At 60.3% G+C, this 25,519-nt stretch carries 25 protein-coding genes; 10 read left to right on the top strand and 15 right to left on the bottom strand.

Features of this window, described 5'->3' with window-relative positions; genetic code table 11:
- From XH91_RS37015 to XH91_RS37025, 3 genes are read right to left on the bottom strand one after another with little or no spacing between them, the layout of a single operon-like run.
- Entirely contained in the window at positions 1–918 is a 918-nt protein-coding gene (locus XH91_RS37015; protein WP_128930027.1) for a branched-chain amino acid ABC transporter permease, read from the bottom strand.
- Entirely contained in the window at positions 915–1,778 is an 864-nt protein-coding gene (locus tag XH91_RS37020; RefSeq protein WP_128930028.1) for a branched-chain amino acid ABC transporter permease, read from the bottom strand. Before XH91_RS37020 ends, XH91_RS37015 begins: the two co-directional genes overlap by 4 nt.
- Before the next feature lie 3 nt (positions 1,779–1,781).
- Positions 1,782–2,945 carry an ABC transporter substrate-binding protein gene (locus XH91_RS37025; RefSeq protein WP_128930029.1) on the bottom strand — a complete coding sequence of 388 codons (1,164 nt, stop codon included), beginning with the start codon at positions 2,943–2,945 and terminating at the stop codon, positions 1,782–1,784.
- A 154-nt stretch (positions 2,946–3,099) separates the two neighbouring features.
- Between XH91_RS37025 and XH91_RS37030 the strand changes: the two genes are divergently transcribed.
- Both XH91_RS37030 and XH91_RS37035 read left to right on the top strand, forming a co-directional pair.
- Positions 3,100–4,713 carry an acyl-CoA synthetase gene (locus XH91_RS37030; protein ID WP_128930030.1) on the top strand — a complete coding sequence of 538 codons (1,614 nt, stop codon included), beginning with the start codon at positions 3,100–3,102 and terminating at the stop codon, positions 4,711–4,713.
- Positions 4,714–4,775: 62 nt separating this feature from the next.
- Complete coding sequence (locus tag XH91_RS37035; RefSeq protein ID WP_128955140.1) at positions 4,776–5,714, top strand: SDR family oxidoreductase; 939 nt, start codon at positions 4,776–4,778, stop codon at positions 5,712–5,714.
- 269 nt (positions 5,715–5,983) lie between these two features.
- Here XH91_RS37035 and XH91_RS37040 read toward each other — a convergent pair whose 3' ends face one another.
- Positions 5,984–6,412, bottom strand: coding sequence for a DoxX family protein (locus tag XH91_RS37040; RefSeq protein WP_128930032.1), 429 nt, complete (start codon positions 6,410–6,412; stop codon positions 5,984–5,986).
- 108 nt (positions 6,413–6,520) lie between these two features.
- On the opposite strand from XH91_RS37040, the gene XH91_RS37045 reads away from it, so the two are divergent.
- Positions 6,521–7,408, top strand: coding sequence for a LysR family transcriptional regulator (locus tag XH91_RS37045; RefSeq protein ID WP_128930033.1), 888 nt, complete (start codon positions 6,521–6,523; stop codon positions 7,406–7,408).
- Positions 7,409–7,451: 43 nt separating this feature from the next.
- Here XH91_RS37045 and XH91_RS37050 read toward each other — a convergent pair whose 3' ends face one another.
- Positions 7,452–8,426, bottom strand: a complete 975-nt coding sequence (locus tag XH91_RS37050; RefSeq protein ID WP_237864940.1) for a LysR family transcriptional regulator — start codon at positions 8,424–8,426, stop codon at positions 7,452–7,454.
- 59 nt (positions 8,427–8,485) lie between these two features.
- On the opposite strand from XH91_RS37050, the gene leuC reads away from it, so the two are divergent.
- From leuC to XH91_RS37085, 7 genes are all read left to right on the top strand, one after another.
- Positions 8,486–9,910, top strand: coding sequence for a 3-isopropylmalate dehydratase large subunit (leuC, locus tag XH91_RS37055; protein WP_128930035.1), 1,425 nt, complete (start codon positions 8,486–8,488; stop codon positions 9,908–9,910).
- A complete protein-coding gene (gene leuD / locus XH91_RS37060; RefSeq protein ID WP_128930036.1) occupies positions 9,907–10,515 on the top strand; it encodes a 3-isopropylmalate dehydratase small subunit in 609 nt (202 codons plus the stop codon). The genes leuC and leuD overlap by 4 nt, the downstream gene beginning before the upstream one ends.
- A 74-nt stretch (positions 10,516–10,589) precedes the next feature.
- Positions 10,590–11,909: a 2-hydroxycarboxylate transporter family protein gene (locus XH91_RS37065; protein WP_237864939.1), complete on the top strand. Its 1,320-nt coding sequence runs from the start codon at positions 10,590–10,592 to the stop codon at positions 11,907–11,909.
- 24 nt (positions 11,910–11,933) lie between these two features.
- On the top strand, positions 11,934–13,148 hold the full coding sequence (locus tag XH91_RS37070) for a mannonate dehydratase (RefSeq protein WP_164933591.1): 1,215 nt from the start codon (positions 11,934–11,936) through the stop codon (positions 13,146–13,148).
- A gap of 21 nt (positions 13,149–13,169) precedes the next feature.
- Positions 13,170–14,477 (top strand): lipase family protein, encoded by a 1,308-nt coding sequence (locus tag XH91_RS37075; protein WP_232995552.1) that lies wholly within the window; start codon positions 13,170–13,172, stop codon positions 14,475–14,477.
- Positions 14,478–14,759: 282 nt separating this feature from the next.
- Complete coding sequence (locus tag XH91_RS37080) at positions 14,760–15,080, top strand: putative quinol monooxygenase (protein ID WP_128930039.1); 321 nt, start codon at positions 14,760–14,762, stop codon at positions 15,078–15,080.
- 83 nt (positions 15,081–15,163) lie between these two features.
- Entirely contained in the window at positions 15,164–16,195 is a 1,032-nt protein-coding gene (locus XH91_RS37085) for an aldo/keto reductase (protein WP_128930040.1), read from the top strand.
- A gap of 146 nt (positions 16,196–16,341) precedes the next feature.
- On the opposite strand, the gene XH91_RS37090 is transcribed toward XH91_RS37085, so the two are convergent.
- The 10 genes from XH91_RS37090 to XH91_RS37135 form a co-directional block, all read right to left on the bottom strand.
- Positions 16,342–17,238, bottom strand: coding sequence for an aldose epimerase family protein (locus tag XH91_RS37090; protein WP_128930041.1), 897 nt, complete (start codon positions 17,236–17,238; stop codon positions 16,342–16,344).
- 58 nt (positions 17,239–17,296) lie between these two features.
- On the bottom strand, positions 17,297–18,031 hold the full coding sequence (locus XH91_RS37095; protein ID WP_128930042.1) for an amino acid ABC transporter ATP-binding protein: 735 nt from the start codon (positions 18,029–18,031) through the stop codon (positions 17,297–17,299).
- Positions 18,015–18,662 carry an amino acid ABC transporter permease gene (locus XH91_RS37100; protein ID WP_128930043.1) on the bottom strand — a complete coding sequence of 216 codons (648 nt, stop codon included), beginning with the start codon at positions 18,660–18,662 and terminating at the stop codon, positions 18,015–18,017. The genes XH91_RS37095 and XH91_RS37100 overlap by 17 nt, the downstream gene beginning before the upstream one ends.
- A gap of 15 nt (positions 18,663–18,677) precedes the next feature.
- Positions 18,678–19,361 carry an amino acid ABC transporter permease gene (locus tag XH91_RS37105; RefSeq protein WP_128930044.1) on the bottom strand — a complete coding sequence of 228 codons (684 nt, stop codon included), beginning with the start codon at positions 19,359–19,361 and terminating at the stop codon, positions 18,678–18,680.
- A gap of 34 nt (positions 19,362–19,395) precedes the next feature.
- Entirely contained in the window at positions 19,396–20,193 is a 798-nt protein-coding gene (locus XH91_RS37110; RefSeq protein WP_128930045.1) for a transporter substrate-binding domain-containing protein, read from the bottom strand.
- A 354-nt stretch (positions 20,194–20,547) separates the two neighbouring features.
- The gene (locus tag XH91_RS37115; RefSeq protein ID WP_128930046.1) at positions 20,548–21,342 is read right to left on the bottom strand and encodes a shikimate dehydrogenase family protein; all 795 of its coding nucleotides are present in this window, start codon (positions 21,340–21,342) and stop codon (positions 20,548–20,550) included.
- A gap of 17 nt (positions 21,343–21,359) precedes the next feature.
- Entirely contained in the window at positions 21,360–21,833 is a 474-nt protein-coding gene (locus XH91_RS37120; protein ID WP_128930047.1) for a nuclear transport factor 2 family protein, read from the bottom strand.
- 4 nt (positions 21,834–21,837) lie between these two features.
- Entirely contained in the window at positions 21,838–22,566 is a 729-nt protein-coding gene (locus XH91_RS37125) for a ribonuclease activity regulator RraA (protein ID WP_128930048.1), read from the bottom strand.
- Positions 22,567–22,704: 138 nt separating this feature from the next.
- A complete protein-coding gene (locus tag XH91_RS37130; protein WP_128955142.1) occupies positions 22,705–23,811 on the bottom strand; it encodes a mandelate racemase/muconate lactonizing enzyme family protein in 1,107 nt (368 codons plus the stop codon).
- A 17-nt stretch (positions 23,812–23,828) separates the two neighbouring features.
- Entirely contained in the window at positions 23,829–25,481 is a 1,653-nt protein-coding gene (locus tag XH91_RS37135) for an IclR family transcriptional regulator domain-containing protein (RefSeq protein ID WP_128930050.1), read from the bottom strand.
- Positions 25,482–25,519: the final 38 nt, after the last annotated feature.

Genomic DNA, 25,519 nt, shown 5'->3' on the forward strand with positions numbered 1-25,519 from the left:
CTAGCCGTCAACACGATCGCGATCAGCACCAGGCCGAGCCAGAACATCCAATATACAGGATTGACCGTCGACAGCAGGTCGCGCATCCAGATGAACGCGGCAGCCCCAATGAAGCCGCCGATAAGCGTGCCAATTCCGCCGACGATCAGCATGACGAGGGCCGACACCGATCGTTCGAAGCTCAACGTTTCCAGTGCGACGATCTGTGTGGTCTGCGCCAGCAGCGCGCCTCGCCGCCGATATCGTGAAAGCGATCATCTTGCGCCGTGTGATGGAGACGCCGAGCATCGGAACGCGGGTCTGGTTCTCGCGAATGGCCTGCAGCGCGAGACCCTCCGGCGAGTGGACATAACGCCGGGCGACAAGATAAAGCGTCAATGCGCTGCAATAGGCATACCAGAACGCGGTTCGGCCGAAGAGATCGAACTCGAACAGCCCGAGCAGCGGCCACATCTCGATTCCCTGGAGACCGCTGTCGCCGCCGGTGAGCCAAGGCAGGCGGCTTGCGCCTTCATAGAGCAGAAGCCCGATGCAAAGCGTCACCATGAGCACTGCGGCGCCGCGGACTTTTGCAATCAGCGTGCTGAAGGCGAAGCCGAGAGCGCCGGTCACGAGCCCGGCAGCAAGAACGCCGGAGATCGGCTCGCCCCAGCCATGCGCAGCGAGCAATCCCGCCGTGTAGGCGCCGAGTCCGAAAAAGGCGGCATGTCCGAAGGACGGAATCCCGCCATAGCCGAGCAACAGATCGAGCGACATCGCAAACAGGCCGCCGATTAGGATCTGTGTGAGAAGGACGAGCTTGCCGGGAAAGAGGACATAGCAGGCCGCTGCAGCGATCCAAAAGACCAGCTCGACCAAGGTCCATCTGGCGCGAAAGCGCACCGCAGTTCGCGCGAGGTCGAGAGTGATGTCGCTCATTGCGGACGGCCGGCTAGGCCTTGCGGGCGCACCGTCAGGACGGAAAGCGCCGTTGCATAGATGATAAACGCGCCGATCTCCGGAAGCAGATATTTCCCGGCCACGTCAAGGACCCCGAACATGAGGCAGGCGGCAAACGTTCCGCGCAAGGAGCCGAGCCCGCCGACGCTGACCACGATCAGCAACTCCGTCAGAAATTTGATGGGGAAGTTCGGGTCGAGGCCAAGGAGCTTCACGCTGAGCGCGCCGCCTAGTCCAGCAAGCGCGGAGCCGAGAGCGAAGGCGAGGGCGTACAGTCTTGCGACGTCGATGCCGCAGGATGCCGTCATCCGCCGGTTGAAAACGGCCGCCCTTATCCTGGCGCCAAAATTCGTATGATCGATCAGAACAAGCAGCGACAGAAGAAGTGCCGTGCCGAAGCCGATCAGAAAAAGCCGGTAGCGGCTGACCTCGACAGCGCCGATGCGGACGTTTCCGTCCAGCCATGAAGGCACCGCGATCGCCATCTGCTCTGGACCGACCAGATAGGTGGCTGCGGCAATCGACACGTAGACGACGCCGATCGTCAGCAGGACCTGTTCCAGCTCCGAGGCCTCGTACAGTCTCCGGAAAAGGCTGCGCTCGAGGATCGCACCCACGGCGGCCGCGATGGCGGCAGCCGCTGCCACCGCCGCAAGGAACGGCCACCCGGCCTTGCCGATCAGCAATGCCGCCGTGTAGCCTCCAACCATGGCCAGCGCCGCATGCGCCATATTGGCGAAGCCCATCAGCCCGAGCGTGATGGAGAGGCCACCAGCCATCAGAAACAGCACGAACCCATAAGCGATGCCGCCGATCAGAACGTTGACGAAGCCGACCATGATCTAGCGCGCCGATCCAGGATCCTTGACGTCGGGAATGGTCGCAAACTCCAAATTGACCATCTGTCCGTCCCGATTCTCGACCCTTCGGAAGTAGATGTTCTGCACGATCTCACGGGTCGACGGGTCGATCGCAATCGGGCCGCGCGGGCTTTCGAATCTTGTTTGCTTCAGAAGCTCGATCGTGCGCTCGGGATTGAGATCGCCCTTCTGCGCATCAACGACCGTATAGATGGCACGCAGGACGTCGTAGCTGACGACCGGTATGAAACCGAGCGGCCGGCCCTGCGCGACCGCGTTGAACGCGGCTGCGAACTCTCGGTTGACCTCCGAATCATGCGTCGGGGTGTAATGGAAGGCCGTAACAACTCCGAGAGCGGCCTCGCCCGCGGCAGGTAGTGACGATTCGTCCGTGATGTCCCCGATGCCGATGATCTTGGCCGGATCCAGCCCTGCCTCCTTGAACTGGCGGAGAAAGATCGGCGTCAATTCGCCGGCAGCCATGAACACGAAGATGCCATCCGGGTTCGCGTCCTTGATGCGCTGGATATAGGCGGAGAAGTCCGTGGCCTTGAGCGGCGCCCGCACAGATCCGGCAATCACGCCGCCGGCCGCTTTGTATTCACGGACGAACATCGCCTCCGCATCGAGGCCCGGCTCGTATTCATGCACGAACGTATATACGGATTTCAGCTTTTGCTTGGCGGCGTAGAGCGCGAGCTGCTGCGCCATTTCGGTGGTCGTGAAGCCGAACCGAACGGCGAAGGGATGCTTGGCGAGGATGCCCGAAGTTGCCGAGTTGACGATGAGGAGGGGCACCTTGGCGCTGGTCGATAGCGGCGCAACAGCCATTGTGTTGGGCGTGTAGTCCATTCCTGCGAGGAAATCGACATTCTCGCTGACGATCAGCTCCTGGGCCAGGCGGCGGGCCACGTCAGGTGCGGGTCCCGTCGTGTCGCGCTTGATGATCTCGATCCTGCGACCGGCGACCGTAGTGCCGAACTTGCGGAAAAACACCTGGATCGCGGCATCGGACGCGGCGCCGGCCGCGGCGCCCGGCCCGGTATAGCTCATCAGCCAGCCGATCTTCAGCGGACGGTCGTCGGCCTTTGCCTGAATGCTGACGGCCAACATGGCCGCGGCCACGATTGCGATCCTGGCGATCATGCCGCTTATCCTCCCTTAGACTGATCATGCGGGGTCTCTCCCGGACCCTTGATACAAATTAGACCATATGGAAAATATATGCAAGATAGCGCGAGGCCGGTGGGGCTGCCCTAGCAGGACACGGTCTGACAGAAGCGAGCACAAGGGAGGGGAGATGAACGCAGATATCGGAGTTACGATCGCGAAAGCCCGCGAGCATTCGATTGGCGATCTCTTGCGCCGCTCGGCTGCCCGCGAGCCGAGCAAGCTAGCCTTGAGCTGCGGCGCGGTGCGCTGGACGTTTGCCGAACTGGACGCGATCTGCAATCGACTGGCGCGTGGCCTACCCGGCCTCGGCGTCGGGAAGGGCGACCGTCTCGCCGTGCTGTCGCGCAACTCGCATGCCTTTGCGGCGCTGCGCTTCGCGGTAGCGCGGATCGGCGCGGTGCTGGTGCCGATCAACTTCATGCTCAATCCCGACGAGATCAATTTCATCCTGAAAAGCTCCGGCGCCAGGCTGCTCGCGACCGGCCCCGATTTCGTCGAGGCCGCACGCGCCGCGAGCAGTAAGGGCTGCGCGGTGGAGAAGCTCATCTGGTTGCCGGGCGAGGATCCCGCTGCGCAGCCGGCGGGCCTCACCAGCTTCGACGATCTTCTCGATGCCGACAGCTCGTTGTTTGAGGCCTCCGTCGACAGCCGCGATCTCGCACAGATTGTTTACACCTCGGGCACGGAATCCCTGCCCAAGGGTGCGATGCTGAGCCATGAAGCCGTGATGTGGCAGTATGTGAGCTGCATCATCGACGGCGGCATGAGCGCCGACGATAAAGTGCTGCACGCGCTGCCGCTCTATCATTGCGCTCAGCTCGACGTCTTCCTCGGCCCGCAAGTCTATCTCGGCGCCTCCGGCGTGATCACGGGCAAGCCGACCGCAGACAACATTCTGGCGCTGATCCAGGCGCACGGGATCACCTGCTTCTTCGCGCCGCCGACGATCTGGATCGCGATGCTGCGCTCGCCAAATTTCGACAAGAGCGATCTGTCGTCGCTGCAAAAGGGCTATTACGGCGCTTCGATCATGCCGGTGGAGGTGCTGCTCGAGCTCCAGCGCCGCCTGCCCAACGTCAAGTTCTGGAACTTTTACGGTCAGACCGAGATCGCGCCGCTTGCGACCGTGCTGACGCCCGAGGACCAGCTCCGCAAGGCGGGCTCCGCCGGCAAACCCGCCATCAACGTCGAGACCCGCGTCGTCAACACGGCAATGGAGGACGTTGGCGTCGGCGAGATCGGCGAAATCGTACACCGCTCGCCGCATCTGTTGTCGGGCTATTACAACGATCCCGTGAAGACCGCGGCGGCTTTCGCTGGCGGCTGGTTCCACTCCGGCGACCTCGCCACCGTCGATGCCGAGGGCTACATCACCGTTGTCGACCGCGTGAAGGACATGATCAAGTCCGGCGGCGAGAATGTCGCCAGCCGCGAGGTCGAGGAGATGATCTACAAGATCCCGGCGATCTCCGAGGTCGCCGTCGTGGGCCTGCCCGATCCGCACTGGATCGAGGCCGTAACCGCGATTGTCGTGGTTAAGAGCGGCGAGAAGCTCGACGAGGATGCCGTCATCACGCATTGTGCGGGATCGATGGCGCATTTCAAGGTGCCCAAGCGCGTGATCTTTGTCGACAGCCTGCCGAAGAATCCGTCCGGCAAGCTGCTCAAGCGGGAATTGCGCCAGCGTTTCATCGGCGGCGAGACGCTCGACAAGGCGATCCAGAAAAACTTCGGGGCTTGAGGCGGCCACCCAGCCGCTCGCGGCAGGTTGGGGCCTTCGCCAGGGTTTATTGAGGTCTGTTAATGCGACACGGTCAGAAGAAGATTCCGAGCACGATTCTCATTTTCGGTGCAGCGGCTCATATCGGCGGCCCACTTGCGCACTTCTTGCGCGAGGAGGCGCCGCAGATCAAGCTGCGCCTCGTAACAAGCAATCCCGCCAATTGTGACGTCCTTCGCCGCGAGCACCCGCATGCGGAGGTCGTCATTGCCAGCTATTTTGATCTCGCATCGCTTGAGAAGGCGGTCGACGGAATGGAAGGAATCTTCGTACTGACCAGAAGCGGCACGAACGAGGCCGACGCGATGACAAATCTCGTTGTCCTGCTCAAGAAGGCAAGGTCCGCCGTTCACGTTATACGTCTTGTCGGCCTACAACCCGAAGCGAATCGAAGGCGAATTCCTCAGTCTCTCCGCGAGCATGGTCTTGGTTTACCCATCCAACACCCCATCGCAAAAGAAATCCTCGACGAAAGCGGTCTGCCTGTCACCTACCTGAACATCGGCGCAACCTTCATGGACAACTTCTACTGGATGAAGGACGGCTTGAGGAAGGAGCGAAAGCTGATCTGGCCCGAACGCTTGATTCCCTATATCGATCCACGCGACATTGCGGAAGTGGCCGGACGTCTTTTCCTGTCGAGCAATCATCGGCACATTGGTCAATTTCACACTCTGAACAACGGACAGGACATACTGAGGTTCAGCGACGTCGCCGATCTCATGACCAAGGTTTTTCAGGAAAGAATTGTTCACGACGGCAGCAGAGCGGGCTTCTTCGAGGCGTACCGGGAGCTCGGAGAGATCCGGCTGCACTATCTCTGGGATTTCTTCCAGTACGAAGAACAGAACGAGGTGGTTTGGGCGCGCAATGACTTCGTTGAGCGCACCCTAGGACGGATGCCCGTCTCCTTGAGCGAATGGCTGGCCGAACATCGGCAAGCCTTGCTGTTCGGAATATAGGCCTAAAGCGCCCTCGCGCGATGGAGATCTAGGGATCATTGCCCAGCGGGACCTCCGCTATATCGTACTCATGAAACGCTTTAAGTGGCGCGCAACTGGACACCCGGTTTGCCTGAGGCTGATTGCTGCTACCATCCATTTGGAGGGGCGAAGACATGCTGCGATGAGCGAAGCTGCATCGTGGGAGCGTGCCGCCGGGATAATTCGACGCCAATCGATCCCCTGAGAGCCTTCGGGAAGCACCGCCATGGCTGGTTAGGAGCTCGGCATCAGGATCGGCGCGGCGCGACCGGTATCTTGCGCCCGCGCCCCCAGACAACAAAGACGCTAAGGGCCAGCAAGATGAAGTTGAGAGGCGTGAGCTCGGCCTCGCCGCGAGAGACATGAAAAACGATAGCGAAGACCTGCAACACGGAGCAGCCAAGCGCGGCAAGCACTGTCAGCCGCGGCATAATCCGGGTTAACGCAGGCACGAGAACGCCAATTCCTCCGGCGAGGTCGATCAGTCCGATGACCCGGACAAATGCTTCAGAGTGCTGACCTGTCCATGGCATCATTGCCGCTAACTGCGGAATCGGCATGAACAGCTTCGCGAGCCCGGACGAAGCGAACACGCAAAAGAGGAGGGCTTGAGCGATCCAAAGGCTCACGCATAGGGGACGTTCCCGCGGGGCGGCTTGGGCGGTGGCGGTGGACATGGCAGGCACTCCGACGATCACAGGGCTGTCACCATGTTTGGTCGCTTCACGATTTTGGATCATTATCTGTTTTGGGATGGATTCATTTCCTATATGTTGATGATCTGAATGGATACGCTGGTCAGCATGAAGGTCTTTTGCCTGGTTGCCGAGCTCAAGAGCTTTGCAGCCGCGGCAGAGCGGCTGGGCATCTCGCCCGCCATGGCGAGTAAGCATGTGATGCAGCTTGAGAAGCGTCTGGGCTCACGGCTGCTCAACCGCACGAGCCGACGCGTCAGCCTGAGCGAAAGCGGCGCATTATATTTCGAGCAGACGCGTCAAATGCTCGAGTCCCTGGATGAGGTAGAGGCGGCCGTCAGCAACGTGACCGTAGTTCCTCGCGGCACATTGCGGCTAACCGCACCGGTCTGGATGGCCAATCCGAAGTTTTCGAAAGTCTTGGCAGACTATCAGGCTCGCTATCCACAGGTGCGGCTGAACATCGATCTCAGTGGACGATTGGTCAATCTGGTCGAGGAAGGTTTTGACCTGGCCTTGCGTGCGACGGGCACGCCTGACGAGGCATTGATCGCGCGGCCGATCACAAGGGTCCCATTTTATATGGTTGCCACGCCCGCTTATCTCGATCGCGCAAAGCGCCCGAAGAATCTGGCTGAATTGTCCGGACACAGCCTCTTGCACTATGCGCTGCACTCTCCAGGCGAGAGTATCACCATCCAGGGCGAAAGTGGGACGCAGACTATCAAATTCAACCCCGTTTTGCTCAGCGGCAACGAGACTCTGCTGCACCTGGCCGCCCTGGAAGGCATGGGGCTCGCGGTGCTGCCCAAATGGCTGATCAGCGAGGATCTCGCCGCCGGGCGCCTGGAACAAGTGCTGCCGGAGCAGAGCATCTTCGAAAGCCAATTGTTCGCGGTTTATCCGACGCGCAAATACCTCTCAGCCAAGGTCCGGACATTTATCGACTTCATCGCTGCTGATAAGCGACTGAGATAGCCGGGCCAAAAGCGTGACTGCTGCGGCATCAACTTTACTTACGTCATCGTGAATGTGTGGCTGCTTTCTCGATGTGCTGCCAGAATGCCTCCGCCGCCTGGGCGAGCCGCAGTTTAGGCCGGAATACGTGGATCTCGATCGGCACGTACCACTGCTGCCCGCCTGCCGCGACAATCTCGCCAGAGGCAAGCTGATCACTGATCAGGCTTTCCGGCAGCCACGCCATGCCCCGGCCTGCCTGAACCATCGTGACCAAAAGCTTCGCCAGATGCGACGTGAATGTTGTGTGAAGATGAGCTTGCAAGGGGGAGGTGGCACGCACCGCTTCCAGGATCCGTCCCATCCCTGATTCTGAACGGAAGCTCAAGAACTGTACAGGCGCGCCCTCCGTTCCCGGAAGCTTGAAGCGAGGCTTGCGGTTGCGGCGCGAAACCGGCACCGATGCGGGGATCAGCCGATCGTCACCAACATGCAGCGAGCGAAAATGCGACGGCGTCAACGCCGTCGTGGCGGCCGGATGATAATGGCAAAGCAAAAAATGGGCATCGCTCGCCAAGAGGATCCGTTCGCAGCCTTCCATATGATTGGCAACGAGCTGTACGTTGGGCACGAATGGTAGCTCGGTCTCGATGCGACGCAGCCAATCCGGAAAGAACGTCAGCGACAGCGCATTGGTCGAGGCGAACTTCAGTACGTCCGAGGCACCGCGCGCCCGCTCCTGCGCCTCGAGCCGGCCGGCACTCAATCTGCGCACGATATCGTCAGCAGTGTGACGAAAGGCTTCACCAGCGGGCGTCAGATTGACGCTGTGCGTGGTGCGATCGAGCAGCGATGCGCCAGCCCAGACCTCGAGCGCCTGTATCCTCCGGCTGAGCGCCGGCTGGGAACAGTTTCGCTCCTCTGCGGCCCGTGAAAAACTGCGCGCTGTCGCAACCGCGATGAAATCGTATAACCAGTTGATCTCCATGGAGAGCTCTCGTTTATGCAGGCCTTGCATAACGATATCAGCATCCGGCATTGGATTTCTAGTCGCGCGCGCGTCACGGTGGCCGGAAAGAAGCTTTGGAGGAAGGCGGGATGGCCGCGCGCACGTTGTATGACAAGCTGGTGGACTCCCATGTGGTCCGCAATCTGGATGATGCCGGGCTCGTCCTGCTGTACGTCGACCGAACCGTCCTCAACGAGTATACCAGCCCCCAGGCGTTTGCCGGCCTGCGCGCCGCGGGGCGGAAAGTTTGGAATCCCAAAGCGGCGCTGATGGTGGTCGATCACGTCAACCCTACAGCCGCACAACGCACCCGCGCCATGCCGGATAGCGGCGCCGCGCGCCAAGTTGACTACTTCGCTGAAAACGCCCGGGATTTCGGCATCGAATATTTCGATATTCTCGATCCGCGCCAAGGCATCGAGCACGTCGTCGCCCCCGAGCAGGGCCTCGTCATGCCAGGTATGGTCATCGCCGCCGGCGACAGCCACAGCACCGCCTATGGCGCCTTCGGCGCGCTCGGCTATGGCATCGGGACCTCCGATATCGAGCACTATCTTGCAACCTCGACGGTGCGCTACCGACGCCTCAAAACGATGCGCATCCACCTCACCGGAGACGTCCCGTTCGGGGTCACGCCGAAAGATATCGTCATGGAGATCATCCGGCGGATCGGCGCCGACGGGGCTACTGGCTATGCCGTTGAGTTCACTGGCCCCGTCGTCTCAAACATGAGCGTCGAAGGCCGCATCGTCATGTCCATCATGATCGTCGAAGCGGGCGCGCGTGGTGTCGTGGTCGCCCCGGACCAGAAGGTGCTGGACTATTTAAAGGGCCGGCCGCGCGCGCCAAAGGGCGAGATGTGGGAGCGAGCGGCCAAGAAATGGCTGACGCTCGCCTCGGACCCCGATGCCCGGTTCGACCGCGAGGTTGCGCTCGATGTCGCGGATGTCGCCCCTCTCGTCACCTGGGGAACCAGCCCCGACCAGGCAATTGCAGTGACCGATATTATCCCCGATCCTGCGCAACAGGTGGCGCCTGAACGCAAGGCCGCGGCCCTTCGCGCCCTGAGCTATATGGGGCTTCGAGCCGGTGATCCCATTCAATCCGTCCCGATCGATTTTGCGTTCATCGGCTCCTGCACGAATTCGCGCATCGAGGATTTGCGCGACGCGGCCGAGGTCTTTCGTGGCCGCCGTGTTGCGGCCGGTGTACGGGCAATCGTAGTGCCGGGATCGACCCACGTCAGAGCGCAAGCCGAGGCTGAAGGCCTTGCAAAAGTGTTCACGGATGCCGGCGTCGAATGGCGGCAATCCGGCTGCTCGATGTGCCTTGCCATGAATGACGATGTGCTCAAGCCCGGAGAGCGGTGTGCGTCCTCGACCAACCGAAATTTCGAAGGCCGCCAGGGACCAGGCGCCCGCACGCATCTCATGAGTCCGGCAATGGTGGCCGCGGCCGCGGTCACCGGCCACATCGCTGACGTTCGTTCACTGCTGGGAGTTGCAGGCCAATGATGCCATTCGATCAAGTTTCAGGCGTCGCTGCACCCATGATGTCGCCAAACATCGACACCGACGTGATCATGCCCAAAATGTTTCTTAAGGGCGTGGACCGGAGCGGGCTGGGCGAGGGCGCCTTCAATCTGCTGCGCTTCTCCGCCGGTAAACCCAATCCCGAGTTTATTCTCAATCAGGACGGTTATCGCAACGCTTGCTTCCTCGTGGTCGGCCCAAATTTCGGCTGCGGTTCGAGCCGCGAGCACGCGGTGTGGGGGCTTCAACAGCTCGGCATCCGGGCATTGATCGGCACCAGCTTCGCCGGGATATTCAATGACAATTGCGGCAACAACGGCCTGTTGACGATCTCGCTCGAACCCGATCTCGTAGCTGAGATCGCTAACGCTGTGGCACATCGTGAGCGCAACGACGTCTTCGTTGATCTTGCAGCGCAGACGATCCGCTTCGACCGTGGCCGCCGCCCGATCAAATTCGACATCGAGCCGACGAGGAAAGAGGCGTTCCTGACGGGCCGGGATTTCGTCGCATCAACCCTGGTCCTTGCTGACGACATCCGCGCTTTCGAAGCACGCCATGCTGCGGAGAATCCCTGGATCTTCTGACTGGCAAGCCAGTCCTCGCGGCCAGCAGACTGGCCGCAGCCCGGATGACGAAAATAACAAAATTGGAGGGAACTTTGGTTGACACGACTTTTCGTCCGGCCGCGCCGGAGGCAATCCCTTCGACGAAGCTCAACGGCGTCAAGATCGGCCCGTTGCCAATCAGCATATACGTCGGAGCGGCCATCGTCTGTGCTGCCGCGGTTTACTCTGGAAAGCTCCCGAACGATGTGATCGGCGGTCTCCTGGTCCTCATGCTGCTCGGCTTTCTGCTGGGCAAGCTTGGCCAGACGATACCGGTTCTCAAGCAGATCGGTGGGACCGCGATCCTATGCCTGTTCGTTCCGGCAGCACTGGTAAGCTATGGCTTGATGCCGGATGCCGCCCTTAAAGCAATCACCACGACGTTCCGGACCGCCAATTTTCAATACTTCTTCATCGCCTGTCTCGTCGCAGGCTCAATCCTCGGAATGCCCTACCGCGTCTTGGTTCAAGGCTTCATCCGCATGTTCGTTCCGCTTCTGATCGGGACCATTGCCGCCGTCTCGGCCGGCATTCTGGTCGGGCTGGCATTCGGGTATACTCCCAAGGACACGTTCTTCTTCATCATCATTCCGATCGTCGGCGGCGGCCTTGCCGAGGGCGTATTGCCGCTCTCCATTGCTTATTCCGAGATCTTGCAGCGGCCGCAAGCCGATCTTGTCGCACACATGGTGCCTGCGGCATTGCTCGGCAACGTGGTCGCAATCGTTTGCGCCGGGCTTCTTGCGCGCCTTGGCGAGAGACGGCGCGATCTGAGCGGGCAGGGCATGCTGGTCAAGACCGGCGACAATGACATCCTAGGCGACGTGCGGCCCGATCGGCCTATTGATCTCGGATTGCTGGGAGCAGGTATGGTGCTGTCCTGCGGTCTATTCGTGCTTGGCATGACCCTAGCGCCATTTACAGGGATACCTGGACCGATCATGATGATCATCGCGGCGGTCGCGTTGAAGCTGACCAAGATCCTACCGAACGAGATGGAGCTCGGCGCCTACCAGATCAACAAGTTCATGTCGACCAACCTGACCTTTGCGATCCTCGTCGCCATGGGCGCATTGCTGGTCAAATGGGAACAACTCGTCGCCTCCTTCAACCCGGGATACATCATGATCTGCACCGCGACCGTGCTGGCCATGATTGCCTCCGGCTTTTATGTCGGCAAGTGGCTAAACATGTATCCGGTCGAGGCTGCGATCGTCACCGCCTGCCATTCGGGACTGGGCGGCACCGGGGATGTTGCCATCCTTGGCGCCGCCGATCGCATGGGCCTCATGGCATTCGCCCAGATCGCCACTCGTGTCGGCGGGGCGATCATGATTGTGATCGCGACCCTGCTGCTGAAGTCGCTATCCTGATCTGGCGTGTTGGAGATGCAACAAATGGATCGGCGCGACTTTACAAAGGCCCTATTGGCCATGTCCGCCAGCGCTGGCATGTCAGGTGCAGCGGTCGCGGAGCAGGAGCCAAGCGGCGGCGTCCCTTCGCTTGCCGTGCGCGTCAACGACAAGATCAGGCTGGGTGGCCAACGCAACTTCGACAGAGGACCGGTGACCTCGCGGCAGAACATGCAGTGGCACCAGCGGTGGGGCATTCGCTATCTCGATGTCTCGCTGGAGACGAGAAACGCCGCTCCGGACGTCTTTGGAAGCGATACGCCCGACGAGGGTGCGCTTGCTCGCGCTCAGGCGCTCGGCACGGGCATGGGAGGCGCGCGGCTTCAGCCCACCACGCGCTGGAGCCTCGAAGGCATGATGCGCATCGCCGACACGCTGCAGAAAAACGATCTCATCTGGGAGAGCATCCGGATGGATTCGGCGTACATCGCGATGGCGCCGGGGCCGGAACGCGACCGTTATCTGGATCTGATTTGCGAAAACGTCCAAACCGCCGGCCGCGCCGGGGTCAAGATCATCAGCTATCATTGGAATTTGACCCCGATCCGGCGCAATCGCAAAGTTCAGGGCCGTGGTGGGTCGGAATACGACGCGTTCAAGCTAGAAGACAATTGGCGCGACCTCCCGCCGACCCCTGCAGGCCGTGTCTCAGCGGACGACTATTGGGAGCGCCTGCATGTTTGGGCGTCCCGCGTCATCCCCGTGGCCGCGGAGAGCGGGGTCAAAATGGCTTGCCACCCCTACGATCCGGGCGGCCTGCCTCTCGGCTATCTCGGTGTCGACAGCTTCGATGCCGGCGATTATGCGAACGCGCTGCTCAAATACGAGAAGCTGTACGATTCACCTCATAATGGCTTTCAATACGATACCGGGGTCTCACGGGAATCGATGCCTGAAGGGGTTGATCAGCTTGCGCTGTTATACGGTTTGATCAAGAGAAAGAAGATTCATCAGATCCACTTCCGCAATGTCCGCGCCAGCCAGAACGACTTCGTCGAGGTCTATCATGACGAGGGCGATGTGGACTTGTTCAACATCATTCGCCTGCTTCGCGACAGCGGCGGCTCACTGCTGGCCGATCATAGTCCGCGTCATCAGGATGATCCCTCTTACGTGATAGGCTTTGCGTTCGCAAACGGCTACATTCTCGGCCTCCTGCGCGCTGCCCATGAAGAGGCGCTCAAGTCCATCGCACGATAGCCCGTTATGGAACCAGATCGGATGAAGAAAATGAACAGGCTGCTAAAGCTCAATCCCAACAGGTTCACAATGAAGTCGGTGCTCGCAATCTCGATCCTTTCGGCCTTGGCATTATCCGAGGCCTTCGCGCAGAACACCGCGCTGCCGACTGGCCCCCAATGGGGCGATCAAAACCTATCGGCTTTTTATCGTTGGACCGATCCGCTGCCCACAAGGCCGGGCGTGATGCTGCGTGAAGAGCCAATGAAGGCCCAGCCGGAGATCACGAAAGCGGCTCTCGCCGAACGCATTCTCTACAGTTCGACGGATGTACGTTGGCACGCCGGGATCGTACCGGTGAGCGGGACACTGTATCTGCCGGTTGGAGAACCGCCGGCCGGAGGCTGGCCCCTCGTGGCCTGGGCTCATGGCACGCTGGGCGTTGCGGACGTGTGCGCGCCGTCCTGGGCCGGGCACAAGCCGCGCGATGCAACCTACATCCAAAAATGGCTAGAGAATGGGTTTGCGGTCGTTGCCACCGATTACCAGGGTCTCGGCGGTCCCGGCCCGCATCCTTACCTGATCTGGGAAGCTGAAGGGCATTCCGTGCTCGATGCCGTCCGGGCAGCGCGCGCCGCCCATGGCGACAAGCTCGCTCCCAAGGTCTTCATCAGTGGTCAGTCGCAAGGCTCAGGCGCAGCTTTGGGCGCAACAACGGTCGCACCGAACTATGCGCCAGATGTACCCTTGCTCGCCACAGTCGCCACAGGGGTCGTGTCGACCTTTCCCGACGGCCCTTACCGGCCTGCGGAGGCATTCAAGGTTGGCTCGCCGATTTACCTCACCCTCATGATGCTCGGCGGTTCGCTTCCCGATGAGGCACCCCCCGTAGACAACCTCGTGACTGACAAGGGAAGGCTCGTCTTACGCGCAGCACGAGAAGGCTGCACCGGCGAGATGCGCGCGATCGCGCAGAAAGATACTGTCACCGCCGACAACGCCTATGTCCAACCGATCGCGAACATCGAAGCGAGCCTTGCGTCTCCGACCGACATGAAGCCCGTGCGGCTGCCGGTGCCCGTTCTGCTTGGCACGGGTCTGGCCGATTCAGTACTGCCGCCCCGTCGCCAATATGCAGCCGTGGCGGCCTTATGCTCGGCCGGAAACGAGGTCGTTTGGAACACCTATCCTGGTGCCACTCACAACGGGGGCCTGATTGCCGCTTTCCCGGACGCATTGGCGTTCTTCAAACAGACACTTGAAGGCAAAAAGACGCCAAGCAACTGCGCGCGCATTACCGAGCCGGGGCTTCCGACGACACCGGCGCCTGGTATACCCTTCAATGACTGACTAGCGGTTCTTTGCATCTTAGCGCATCGGTTTGCACGAACCGATGCGATCCAAGCCAGGCAGTCCTTTCTGAGAAGCTCTGGGCTGCCGGTTTGACCTGCGCCTTCGGCTAAATTGAGCCCCTTCCAAGTGCGCCAGGGGAGGCTTTCGTTGGGTTAGTCTCGTCGAGCGCGATCCTTTCGATTTCTAGCGCTCGCGCCCGTGACGACCGGCGGCTTATTTCTTGTTTCTTATCGGTCGGCATATGCCGCGACCGTCTCTCCGCTCTTGAGGTAGAAAGCCATGTCAGGAACTTTAGCCATCGTCGCGCGCTTTGTCGCGAAGGCGGGTTGTGAGGAGGAATTGAGGGCTACACTACTAGAGGCTGCGGCAATCGCCCTGGCGGAGGAGCCTGGCTGTCGTCGCTTCGAAATCCTGCAGGCGGTTAATCCTGATGGCGTGGTGCTGCCGGATACTTTCATGTCCAATGAACTCTTCGACGACTACGAGGCCGTCGAGGCGCACCGTAACTCCAGGCACGCTCCCGTCCGCAAGGCTCGGATCCGTGCTCTTGTGTCGAGCCAGACCCGGATCGAGATGGGCGCTGTGATTGATGAAGTCTGATGACGCTCCCCCGAGATCGAGCATCCAAAATGAGCCGCTTTGCAACGAGGCAAGCACAGGGTGCTTATGGCTAGGACAATGTGATGGAACATAGGGGTGTCGGCCGTTCAGGGCTGAGGATCCCAGCCCTGGCCTTTGGGACAGCGACTTTCGGCGGTGGGAACGAGTTCTTTCGCAAGTGGGGCACGACCGATCTATCGGAGGCCCGACGGCTCGTCGACATATGCCTCGATGCGGGGCTGAATCTCTTTGACACCGCCGACGTCTACTCGATGGGCGCGGCGGAAGAAATCCTCGGAAAGGCTCTGGGCTCACGCCGATCGCAGGCCCTGATCGCCACCAAGCTCGGCTACCGCTCGCATAGCGGGCCGAACGGAATGGGGGCGAGCCGGCAGCACATCATAATGGCGTGCGAGGCCTCGCTGAAGCGACTTGGCTGCGATCACCTCGACCTGCTGCAACTCCACGGCTATGACGAAAATACACCGATCGAGGAAACACTGCGCGCCTTCGAGGAACTGATCAAGGCCGGGAAGGTCCGCTATATTGGGGCGTCTAACTTCTCCGGATGGCAGCTGGCCAAGATGGCCACCACCGCTGACTGGCTTGGCTTGCCGCGCCCCATCTCGCATCAGGTCCACTATTCCTTGCTGTGCAGGGACTATGAACACGAATTGATGCCCGCGGGTTTCGATCAGGGCATAGGCGCCATCATATGGAGCCCGCTATCCGGCGGCAAGCTTAGCGGCAAGATCAGCCGTGACCGGCCGCCGCAGGCCGACAGCCGAGCGGCGAAATTCGGAGGCCTGACCGAGCGCGACGCCAAGCTCTTTGACATCGTGGATGCGCTCAACGATATCGCGCAGGAGCGCGGGACAAGCGCGTCTCAAGTTGCGATCAATTGGCTACTCGCCCGGCCAACCGTCTCAAGTGTCGTCATTGGCGCCCGCACGGCCGAACAGCTCGTTGAAAACATCGCAGCCCTCGACTGGCAACTTTCCATCAAGGAGGTGGAGCGCTTGAACCAAGTGAGCGCCTCGCCAGCACCCTATCCCTATTCACATCAGTCTATGTTCCCTGAATTACTTCGTCCGCTCAGCGGAATCTCTCGGTAATGCATGCAACTGGCAGGCTAGGGTCTCGCAATGTTTGGCACTTTCGAACAATGCTCGCCTGAACGGTCCATCCCTGCCGGGGCGCGGCGCTTGCAAAGGGAGACCAAATGTCCGACGCCATCCGCAGCTTTGACCATCCGCGGCTATCAACTCATGGAAATCACAACAGAGCCCTTCAGCTCGTCTCCGGGTTCCAGAATCACAGTTCCAGTGTCAGCACAACCGCGAGCGAACAGGTTGAACCCGTCCGCAACGTGGCTGACGGGCTCTGCGCATAGATGTGCGGCATCAGCGGGCCGATGCAGCACAAAATGCGAAAATGCAGGATCCCCTCGCATTTCAATCCGATCACCATTCGAGCGGTGAATAACGCAGAGCCCGCGCCATCCACTGCGATAAAGCGTCACCTCACCGGGCGGCAATGAATCTGCTGTGGGCCCGGCAGAATGGGCATCCGGCAGCGCGGCGAGATAGTCCGTCGTCACGGCCCAGTCGATCGGTGCGTCAAACTCTATGTTGTCATCGACTTGGTGCTCGAAATAGGGATGCAGGCCGATTCCACCCGGCATCGGCGTCTGCGCCTCGTTTCGAAGATTGAGACAAAATATGGCACGCGAGGGTTCAAGTTCGACCTTAAGAGTTGCGCTGAACGCCCAAGGCCAGTCGGCGCCTCCCTTGTGCGAGTATCGCATCGTCACCTGCGATGGCGTCAGCGAGATCGTCTCCCAAGGCATCCTGTGCGCATGCCCGTGCAACGTATGCGGCAGCGCGTCGGGATGGGCCGCAAGCTCGTACCGCTTACCCTGGAAGAGAAGAACCCCATCCCTCACGCGGTTGCTATAGGGGACGAGGGGATAGATACCACCCTTGGGCCAGCGCAGTAACTGAGCGGGCTCTACCCCGGCCGGGAACGGACGCAAGACCCGTCGCGGCAAGCCGCTACCCTTGCTGCTGCACAGCTCGAGAGAGGTCACGCGTCCGCCAGCGGACGCCGAGAAGCCAAGTCGAGCCGCACCGGCCGTCAAAAGCTGGTTGGTGATCATAGAACGCCATTCAAACCATTTGAGATGGACCGTTTGAGCGCCCGTTCACTGCCGCAGCTTAATGCTCAGCTGATTCGGCGACGAACGCCGCCAGCTCGGGCGTCGCAGGCATCCGCAGGATGTCCGACGATCCCATTTCGTGCACCTTGCCATCGCGCATATAAATGACGCGGTCCGCCACCTTGCGGGCAAAGGCCATTTCATGGGTCACCAGGATCATGGTCATGCCGTCGGCCGCGAGCTGCTCCATGACACGCAACACTTCTCCCGTAAGCTGCGGGTCGAGCGCTGAAGTCACTTCATCGAACAGCATCAACTTAGGCTCCATGGCAAGGCTGCGGGCAATGGCTACGCGCTGCTGTTGCCCGCCGGAAAGCTGTTCCGGATAGCAGTCCATCTTCTCCCGCAGCCCCACTTTGGCGATCACAGTATCCGCAATTTCGCGGGCCTGCCGCTGCTTCATGCCTTTTACCATGCGCGGGGCCAACATGATATTTTCGGCCACGGTCAGGTGCGGGAAGAGGTTATAGCTTTGAAAAACGATTCCGACATCGCGTCTCAAAGACTTCAAGTCGATGTCGTCATCATGGAGCTCGTGGCCGCAGATCAGCATCGAGCCGCCTTGGATGGTCTCCAGGCGATCCATGCAACGTAGCGCCGTGCTCTTGCCCGATCCGCTCTGGCCGATGATAGCGGCGACTTCGCCCCTGTTCACCTCAAAGGTGACACCTTTAAGGACTTCCAGCTCGCCAAAGCTCTTGCGCACGTCCTTTAATTCAACGATTGGCGACATTGAGTTTCCTTTCGAGGGCTCTGCTTTGAACCGACAGCGGATAGCAGATCGCAAAGTACATCAGGGCAGCGATGCCGAAGTAGAGAAACGGCTCAAATGTTGCGTTGTTGATGATCTTTGCGTTGTAGGAGAGCTCGGCGTATCCGACCACAAGTGAGGCGATCGATGTGTTCTTGACGATCTGGACCAAGAAGCCGACTGTCGGTGGAATGGCAATGCGCAGAGCTTGCGGCAGGATGACAGCCCTCATGCGCTGCCAGCGCGTCAGGCCGAGGCACTCTGCGGCTTCCCATTGCGGCTTCGCCACCGCCTGAATGCAGCCGCGCCAGATCTCGCCCAGATAGGCGCTGCTGTAAAGTGTGAGCGCGAAGGTCGCTGCCGTCAGCGGAGATAAGGAGTCGTAGCCCAAAATGCTCGGCCCGTAAAAGCACAGACCCATGAGGACGAGCAACGGAAGTCCCTGCATGATCTCGATATAGGCCGCCGCCCCGCGCGAAATCGCCCAATTCCGCGAGATGCGTGCCAGAGCGACGATGAAGCCGGCGATGCCGCCAAACAGGAAAGTTAACAGGCTCAATACGACCGTCGCCCATAGCCCCTGGAGCAACGAGAGAATGTAGGCGCTATTCATCTGCTATCTCCATGCTCACAGCGGGGTTCCGAGCTTGCGGCGGCGAGGAAACATCGCAAGCCCGAGGAGAGCAAAACCCCCACGTACCAGTATGGCGAGACCTAGATAGATGCCGCCGAGCACGACGAAGATTTCGAAATTGCGATAAGTCTCGCTCTGGATACGGTTAGAGATCCCGAATAGCTCCTCAACGCCAACCGAGGACACGATGCTCGAGGCCAGCATCAACAGAACATACTGGCTCGACAGCGCCGGATAGACGCGCTCCAGCGCTGGCCGAATAATCACATGCAGATAGGTTTGGGTGCGCGACAGTCCAAGGCAGGTCGCCGCCTCAAGCTGGCCGCGATGGATCGATTCAATGCCCGCACGCACGATCTCAGTCGTATAAGCTCCGATATTGACCGTCAGCGCGATGGTCGCACCAACCAGGATGGGCAACCGAATTCCCATGCTCGCAATGCCAAAGATTAGGAAGTAGCACTGCACGAGCAGCGGCGTATTGCGGATGAACTCCACATACAAGGAGACGATCCAACGGGCCCAGGTTGGCCCGCCGGTCCGGACCACGGCGCAGGCACCACCTAAAAGGATGCCGAACACCGTGCAGAATAAAGTGAGCCGTAGCGTCGTCCAGATACCCTCCAACAGGAGCGGCCAATAAGCCAGCACGGCTGCGAAGTCGAAATTGTAAGTCATAGGACTTTGCTCGTTTCAAGGGCCGTAGGCCATGTCATTGAGACGCGGCGATGACTTCCTGGGGCAGGTCGGCGCCCTGAAACTTCTTGAAGATCGCTTGGAGTTTTCCGTTGGCGATGTTCTTCTTCACCCAGCTGTCGACCCATTCCTTCAGATCCGTATCCTCCTTACGCATGCCAACACCCATAGGCGCGGTCCGAAGCGGCAGCTTCAGCTCAAGCTCTTTGGCCGGGTTCTTCTTATTGATCAGGTCGACAAGGGTCGGCACCTGCGCGACCAAGTCAAGCTGGTTGGACACGACCGCCGTCATGGTCGTTGCTTCATCCTCAAAGCGCACGATTTCCGCATCTCGCGGGGCCGCCGCAGTCACATCCGCATCGTTCGTCGTGCCGCGCGTGACGGCAATGCGCTTTCCCGACAAATCAGCGAACGTCTTGATCTGCATGCTCTTCGGTGCTGCCACATAGGACGTCGCTCCAGAATATGGCAGCGAGAACGCGATCAGCTTCTTGCGCTCATCAGTGATCGACAAGGCCGAAAGGACTGCGTCTGCGCGATGCGACATCAGGAAAGGAATGCGATTGGCGCTGTTCGTCCCCACGATCTCCATCTTCACGCCGAGATCGGCAGCCAAGAGCTTAGCTGTTTCGACTTCCGAGCCAGTGGGATTGAGGTCTTCGTCCTTGAATGCCCAGGGAGGGACACTGAGATCGACGGCGATGCGAATGATACCCGCGGACTTGATCTTCTCAAGCGTCCCGGCTGTCGCTGTTTGCCCCAAGAGGGCCAGCGAGACAACAGCAGCTGTCAAAACTCTAGCAAGAGTCTTCATTTTCAATCCTCCCGATGGCAATTGACTGTTCGAATTAGAGCTACGCCCAGATTTTCGGCTAGAAGAGGTCGATTCGGACTCGGTATTCGGAGCGCATCCGCTTCCGCCCCGGCGTTATTCTCGTCGCGGCGGTGCCAGGCAGAGCGACCACTCAGGGAGCAGGCGGCGATCGATTCCTTTGGCCCGACCGCCTCGATGGCGTTCGCAAGTGTCTCCTCCAGAGTGCCAAGTATTGTTGTTATGATTGCGCGAAACGTTAGCGAGCGCGGCTTTCAACGTGAAGCCCGTCTTTCATTGTCCGCGAGAGATCGTCTCACTTCGTGAGACTGTCGCCGTTAGTGAGCGGTCTGATGCTCAATGACCAGAGGTCATGAAGGAGAACAGAAGCGCGATCTGTCCATCCAGCATGTGCGTGCCGTCTCGCGTGGCGCAGCCAATCTTGGCTGCCTCCGACAGGAGCCTTGTCGGGACCGGATCGGTGATAACGTCGGCAACGATCATGTGCGGCGCAAGTTGAGCGGGATCGACTGGTAGCGGGTCGCCGTCCCGCAAGCCTGCCGACGTCGCATTGACGACAATATCGCAATCGCGAGGAACGGCAGTATCGATGGAGACCTTGCCTGGATATGCCTTACTAAGCCTGTCAAACAGGCTGTTCTGGTTTGACGCGTCGAGGTCGTGGAAGGTCAACCGGCGGGCGCCTTCTTCGAGCATGGAGACGCCGATCGAGGAGCCTGCACCGCCCGCGCCGACCATGAACACGTTTTTGCCGGCGATGGCATGGCCCGCCTTCTTCAATCCGGCAGTCAGACCGGCACCGTCGAAATTGTCGCCGAGCCAGCGGCCGTCCTGTTCTCGTCGCATGGCGTTGATCGCCCCGAGGACCTTGGCGCGATCAGACAGGCGGTCGCAATGCGCGATCGCCCCGAATTTGTGTGGCAGCGTGATAAGAATACTGTCGATGTTGAGCATTGCTTTGAGGGCCGCCAGAGCCGTGTCAAGATTGCCTCTCTCGACCTGCAGCGGCACCAGCACACCGTCATATCCGGCATCCTCCATTCGCTTGGTCAGCCAGCCCGGTGCCAGCACCTGCGAAATAGGCGAGCCTATTAGCGCATGAACGCGTGTCTTTCCGGTCAGTGAGGTCATGAACAGGCCCGGGCGCTTCAGGACAATTTGGGCGGAGGCGAGGGCGGCGCCATGGCATAGCCCCTGGCCTCATAGTCGAAGTCATGCAGCTTGTTGACTGTCTCGGCCTTGTTGACGGGAGAGGCATAGTAGGCCCGGATCTCGGCAATCCGTGTGACGTCGTCGTTGAAGACGTACCATTCATCGCCGCGCAGCACCTCACCAAGGGCCGTCTTCCAATGGGTCCATTCGATCACCGCTTCGTGGCCGTCCGAGCTGGCCAGAACCTTCTCAATGGTCCAGCGCGATCCCATCGTTTTGACACACCAGACCCAGCCGTCGGCTATTGCCTGAGCGCCGCGCCAGGGCGCACCAGGCAGGCCGGGTGGGAAATAGTGGACAGCATTGCTCGTGAAGCAGTCCAGCAGCGCCTGGTGATCGGCATCGTTGCAGGCTTGAAAGTATCGGCGGATCAAGGCCTCCGCCTGCGCGGCTTTCGTGAGCGCACCCATCGCTTTACTCCGCCGCTCGCCGGGCTCGCCATTCCGCGTATTCCTTCAGCGTTGCCTCGTTCGGCGGGTAGGTGCCCCAAAGAGGCGCGCCAGCATCGATCTTGGTGAATAGAAATCTCTCGCGCAGCTCCTGCTCATGAGACTCCTCCGCCACCTCCTCGGCGATGGCACGTGGGATGACGACGACGCCATCGCTGTCCCCGACGATGATGTCGCCGGGGTAAACGGCAACATCGGCGCAGCCGATTGGCAATTGCATGTCAACCGCGCGATGATAGGCAGGGCGCGTCGAGGCCGTGTTGGCCCTGCAGTAAGCGGGAAACGCCATTTTTGAGATTTCTGTCCCGTCGCGGAATGCGCCGTCGGTAATGGCTGCCGCAACGCCCTTGCGCATCATGCGCGTCATCAACATGTTGCCGGCCGATGCGGCACGCGGGTCGTTGCGGCTGTCGATCATCAGGACTTGGCCTGCACCAATCGCCTCCACGGCCTCCCACTGCATATTGTCCTCACCCCGCTTGCGGAGATCAGAAAGATCCCAGTCCTTGTCTTCCCGCGAGGGAATGAAGCGCAAGGTGAAAGCCTCCCCGGCAAACGCACCAGCGCTCGGATTGAGCGGCGTGATCCCAACCAGGAATTGCTGACGATAGTTGCGCTTGAAGAGCTGCGTGGTCAGCGTCGCTGTCGAGCAGGCCTTCAGCTTTTCGAGGGTTTGGGAAGCAATCGGAGCCATGCGTATCTACCTCCAAGAACGGAATCTAAACCAGCGCAAGCAGTGCAATGCTTGCCTTCAGGCATCACCATAGCGGCAGCAGTGCTCGGCGGAAGGCCTATCAAGCTCGCAGCGAGTGCGCCGTCTCACATGTTGAGATCAGGTGCGGGGAGCGTAGCGCTTGAGGACATCGAGATCTGGTTCAAAGCCGATGCCGATGCGATCAGATGCGCTGACAACCCCCTTCACCGGCTTCGGTGTGCTCGCGAGCCACACTTCAGGGTCGACGAACAGGAACTCGATCAGCGTCTTCTCCTGCATCAAAGGCAGCATCGCCAGGGTCGCAAGATATCCCGGCCCGAAGTAAGGCGTATGTGGCATGACGCTCTTACCGTGTCGCTCGCATGCGGCCAAGATCTTGACGAATTCGGAGATCCCGCCGACTTTTGTCATACTCGGCTGTGGATAGGTAACAGCGTTGATGATCCGCATGAAATCAAAGGCCGTGCTGGCGTTCTCACCGCTGCCAACGGGGATTGCGGCCTTCTCAATCTCCTCCATACTCTTGTAGTCGTCGGGCGGGAATACCGGCTCCTCCACCCACAAGGTGTTGCAGGCGCGGAACGTTTCTCGCAAAGCGATCGTCTCCTGCATGGACCAGGCGCAATTGGCGTCAACCATCAGCGCGACACCGGGCCCGATGACCTCGCGCGCGTGCCTGATTACATCCGGGGCGATCTCGTGAAGCTTGATGTGCCGGTAGCCGCGCTCGAGCGCCCGCTTGCATTGCTCAGCGACGAGGTCCTTGTCGCCATACCTGACGAGGCTCGCATAGGCCGGCCGGTGCGTCGGCGCATTCGCCCGGAAAAGCCGCCATAGCGGCACGCCCTGCCGTTTCGCCTTCAAGTCCCACAGCGCGATGTCGACCCCTGACAGCGCGAACATGGTTATGCCGTAGCGTCCAAAGAGATGAAGTTTCTTTTGCACCTCCAGGTTCCAGGCAGCGATATCGTCGATGGCTGCCTCGGTCACAAACGGCGCGATCATGTGATCGACGGCCGCGCGCACCGCCTCCAAGCAGAAATAGGCAAAGGCATCGCCCCAGCCGACATGCCCATCCTCATCTTCGATACGAATCAGCACCATGTCGAGGCGATGCCAGCGGGACGGCGTGCCGCCCGTGCCCGGGCCGCCATCGGCGAACGGAATGCGCACCGGAAAGGTTTGCAGTGAGATGATCTTGGGTACGGTGTTGCTTTGGGGCATAATGCGAGTGGCCTGGGTCAAAGCCTTGCGACTGGATCGGCGAGGCCGCGCTCGCCGACATCGATCGACAGGAGGTGTCCCGAAAGAGGAGCATTGGCGAGGCTTTCGCGCGACAGGCCGGTGCGGGCACTGGTCACGAAGAGCTCGGACAGGGAGGCTCCTCCAAACGCGATACCGGTTGGTCTTGGCACGGGGAGGGCGACGGTTCGCTCAATCTCTCCGCTCTCATTAAGCTTCACGACGCTCCAGCCGTCCGACAATCCAACCCATGGGTTAAATTGCTCGTCGACGGCGAGGGCGCAAGGAGCGCCCGCGACCTTCGGAATATCGGCGAATTTTCGCTTTCGCGCCGCCTTTCGCTCAAGCAGATAGACGCATTGACGCGATGGCTCCGTCGCGAACAGGCCGGCATCACCGCAAAAGGCGATGTCGCTCACCTGGCCTTGCACTTCGAACACCGGTTCCATCCCCGATTGCCGTCGCCACGGTCCAACCAGGCTTATGTTGGCCTCGGCGCTGTAGGCTGCTGCCCAGATCTCACCAGCCTCCGAGACGCGCAGCACTTTGAAGGAAATACCCGGCTTTCCTTCAATGCGCTCCTGGCCGCCCGATAAATTGTCGATCACGATGTCATGGCCAACTGAATAGGCGACGCCGCCCTCGACAAGGCACAGCGAGTTGATGCCCTCAGAGAGCGCCTGCAGCGAGACGGTGAAGGGATGCCCGCCGTCGGCGCGGATAGCAGGCGCCAACAGGTCGGCCCAAACCAAGTTCTGCGCGCGCGCATCCCAGCGCGGCGCCGCGCCCACAAAGGCTGTGCTCTTCGTCCAGACCTTGTAATTTCCCGGATCATGCCGAGCGCTCTTGATGGCAGGTGCGAGCAGGCTCGAAATCCGTCTTGCGACATCAACGAGCTCTTGCCCTAATCGTTCGGCGCGCTCGGCGGTGATGCGAAAAGTCGGGCCGGCCACGCTGATGGCCGCAAGCGGTTTGCCGGCGGGATCGAGAATAGCCGTTCCGACGCAGCGGGTGCCGAGAACTATCTCTTCGTCATCGATCGCATAGCCGCGCGCACGGACGATGGCCAGATGTGCCTTCAACTGCTCGCCGTCACAAATCGTCTTCTCGGTAAACTTGGCAAGCCCGTCGCGGACCACCAAGTCGAGTTGCGCGTCGGAGAGATGAGCGAGGATCGCCTTGCCCTGGCTTGTGCAATGCATCGGTTTAAGCGCGCCGAGCCTCGCATTGGATCGCTCGGAATGTGCGCTCTCGAAGCGGCCGAGCGAGAGCACGTGGTGACCGTCTTGAACCGCGAGATAGGCGGTCTCACCGGTCAAATCGCGTAAGCGCCTCAACTCTACGGACGCAATTGACGCAAGGTCAGACGACGACCAAGCATTCTGTGCAAGATCGAGAAAGTTGAAACCAAGCGTGTAGGCCTGGGTGCGCGGATCTGCCCGGATCAGTCCACGCGAGATCAGCGCCGCAAGGATGCGATACAGGGTCGCCCTGGGGATGCCCGTCTGGTCCGCAAGACGCGCCTGGTCGAGGACGCCGGGTGATCTGCCGATCAGCTCGAGAATATCGCAGGCCTTTCCCAGAAGCGCCGTCCCGGCGACATTCTTAGGATGGATCAGCTCCGGCGACCACTCGACTTCGTGTTCAGACATGGCCCAATTTTAGGTTCACGAGACGAGACCATCCAGCC

Source organism: Bradyrhizobium guangzhouense (assembly GCF_004114955.1).
Classification (GTDB): Bacteria; Pseudomonadota; Alphaproteobacteria; order Rhizobiales; family Xanthobacteraceae; genus Bradyrhizobium; species Bradyrhizobium guangzhouense.

Coding starts and splice junctions, on each gene's coding strand:
- XH91_RS37015 (WP_128930027.1), bottom strand. CDS start 918: ATGAGCGACATCACTCTCGACCTCGCGCGAACTGCGGTGCGCTTTCGC.
- XH91_RS37020 (WP_128930028.1), bottom strand. CDS start 1,778: ATGGTCGGCTTCGTCAACGTTCTGATCGGCGGCATCGCTTATGGGTTC.
- XH91_RS37025 (WP_128930029.1), bottom strand. CDS start 2,945: ATGATCGCCAGGATCGCAATCGTGGCCGCGGCCATGTTGGCCGTCAGC.
- XH91_RS37030 (WP_128930030.1), top strand. CDS start 3,100: ATGAACGCAGATATCGGAGTTACGATCGCGAAAGCCCGCGAGCATTCG.
- XH91_RS37035 (WP_128955140.1), top strand. CDS start 4,776: ATGCGACACGGTCAGAAGAAGATTCCGAGCACGATTCTCATTTTCGGT.
- XH91_RS37040 (WP_128930032.1), bottom strand. CDS start 6,412: ATGTCCACCGCCACCGCCCAAGCCGCCCCGCGGGAACGTCCCCTATGC.
- XH91_RS37045 (WP_128930033.1), top strand. CDS start 6,521: ATGGATACGCTGGTCAGCATGAAGGTCTTTTGCCTGGTTGCCGAGCTC.
- XH91_RS37050 (WP_237864940.1), bottom strand. CDS start 8,426: ATGCCGGATGCTGATATCGTTATGCAAGGCCTGCATAAACGAGAGCTC.
- leuC (WP_128930035.1), top strand. CDS start 8,486: ATGGCCGCGCGCACGTTGTATGACAAGCTGGTGGACTCCCATGTGGTC.
- leuD (WP_128930036.1), top strand. CDS start 9,907: ATGATGCCATTCGATCAAGTTTCAGGCGTCGCTGCACCCATGATGTCG.
- XH91_RS37070 (WP_164933591.1), top strand. CDS start 11,934: ATGGATCGGCGCGACTTTACAAAGGCCCTATTGGCCATGTCCGCCAGC.
- XH91_RS37075 (WP_232995552.1), top strand. CDS start 13,170: ATGAAGAAAATGAACAGGCTGCTAAAGCTCAATCCCAACAGGTTCACA.
- XH91_RS37080 (WP_128930039.1), top strand. CDS start 14,760: ATGTCAGGAACTTTAGCCATCGTCGCGCGCTTTGTCGCGAAGGCGGGT.
- XH91_RS37085 (WP_128930040.1), top strand. CDS start 15,164: ATGGAACATAGGGGTGTCGGCCGTTCAGGGCTGAGGATCCCAGCCCTG.
- XH91_RS37090 (WP_128930041.1), bottom strand. CDS start 17,238: ATGATCACCAACCAGCTTTTGACGGCCGGTGCGGCTCGACTTGGCTTC.
- XH91_RS37095 (WP_128930042.1), bottom strand. CDS start 18,031: ATGTCGCCAATCGTTGAATTAAAGGACGTGCGCAAGAGCTTTGGCGAG.
- XH91_RS37100 (WP_128930043.1), bottom strand. CDS start 18,662: ATGAATAGCGCCTACATTCTCTCGTTGCTCCAGGGGCTATGGGCGACG.
- XH91_RS37105 (WP_128930044.1), bottom strand. CDS start 19,361: ATGACTTACAATTTCGACTTCGCAGCCGTGCTGGCTTATTGGCCGCTC.
- XH91_RS37110 (WP_128930045.1), bottom strand. CDS start 20,193: ATGAAGACTCTTGCTAGAGTTTTGACAGCTGCTGTTGTCTCGCTGGCC.
- XH91_RS37115 (WP_128930046.1), bottom strand. CDS start 21,342: ATGACCTCACTGACCGGAAAGACACGCGTTCATGCGCTAATAGGCTCG.
- XH91_RS37120 (WP_128930047.1), bottom strand. CDS start 21,833: ATGGGTGCGCTCACGAAAGCCGCGCAGGCGGAGGCCTTGATCCGCCGA.
- XH91_RS37125 (WP_128930048.1), bottom strand. CDS start 22,566: ATGGCTCCGATTGCTTCCCAAACCCTCGAAAAGCTGAAGGCCTGCTCG.
- XH91_RS37130 (WP_128955142.1), bottom strand. CDS start 23,811: ATGCCCCAAAGCAACACCGTACCCAAGATCATCTCACTGCAAACCTTT.
- XH91_RS37135 (WP_128930050.1), bottom strand. CDS start 25,481: ATGTCTGAACACGAAGTCGAGTGGTCGCCGGAGCTGATCCATCCTAAG.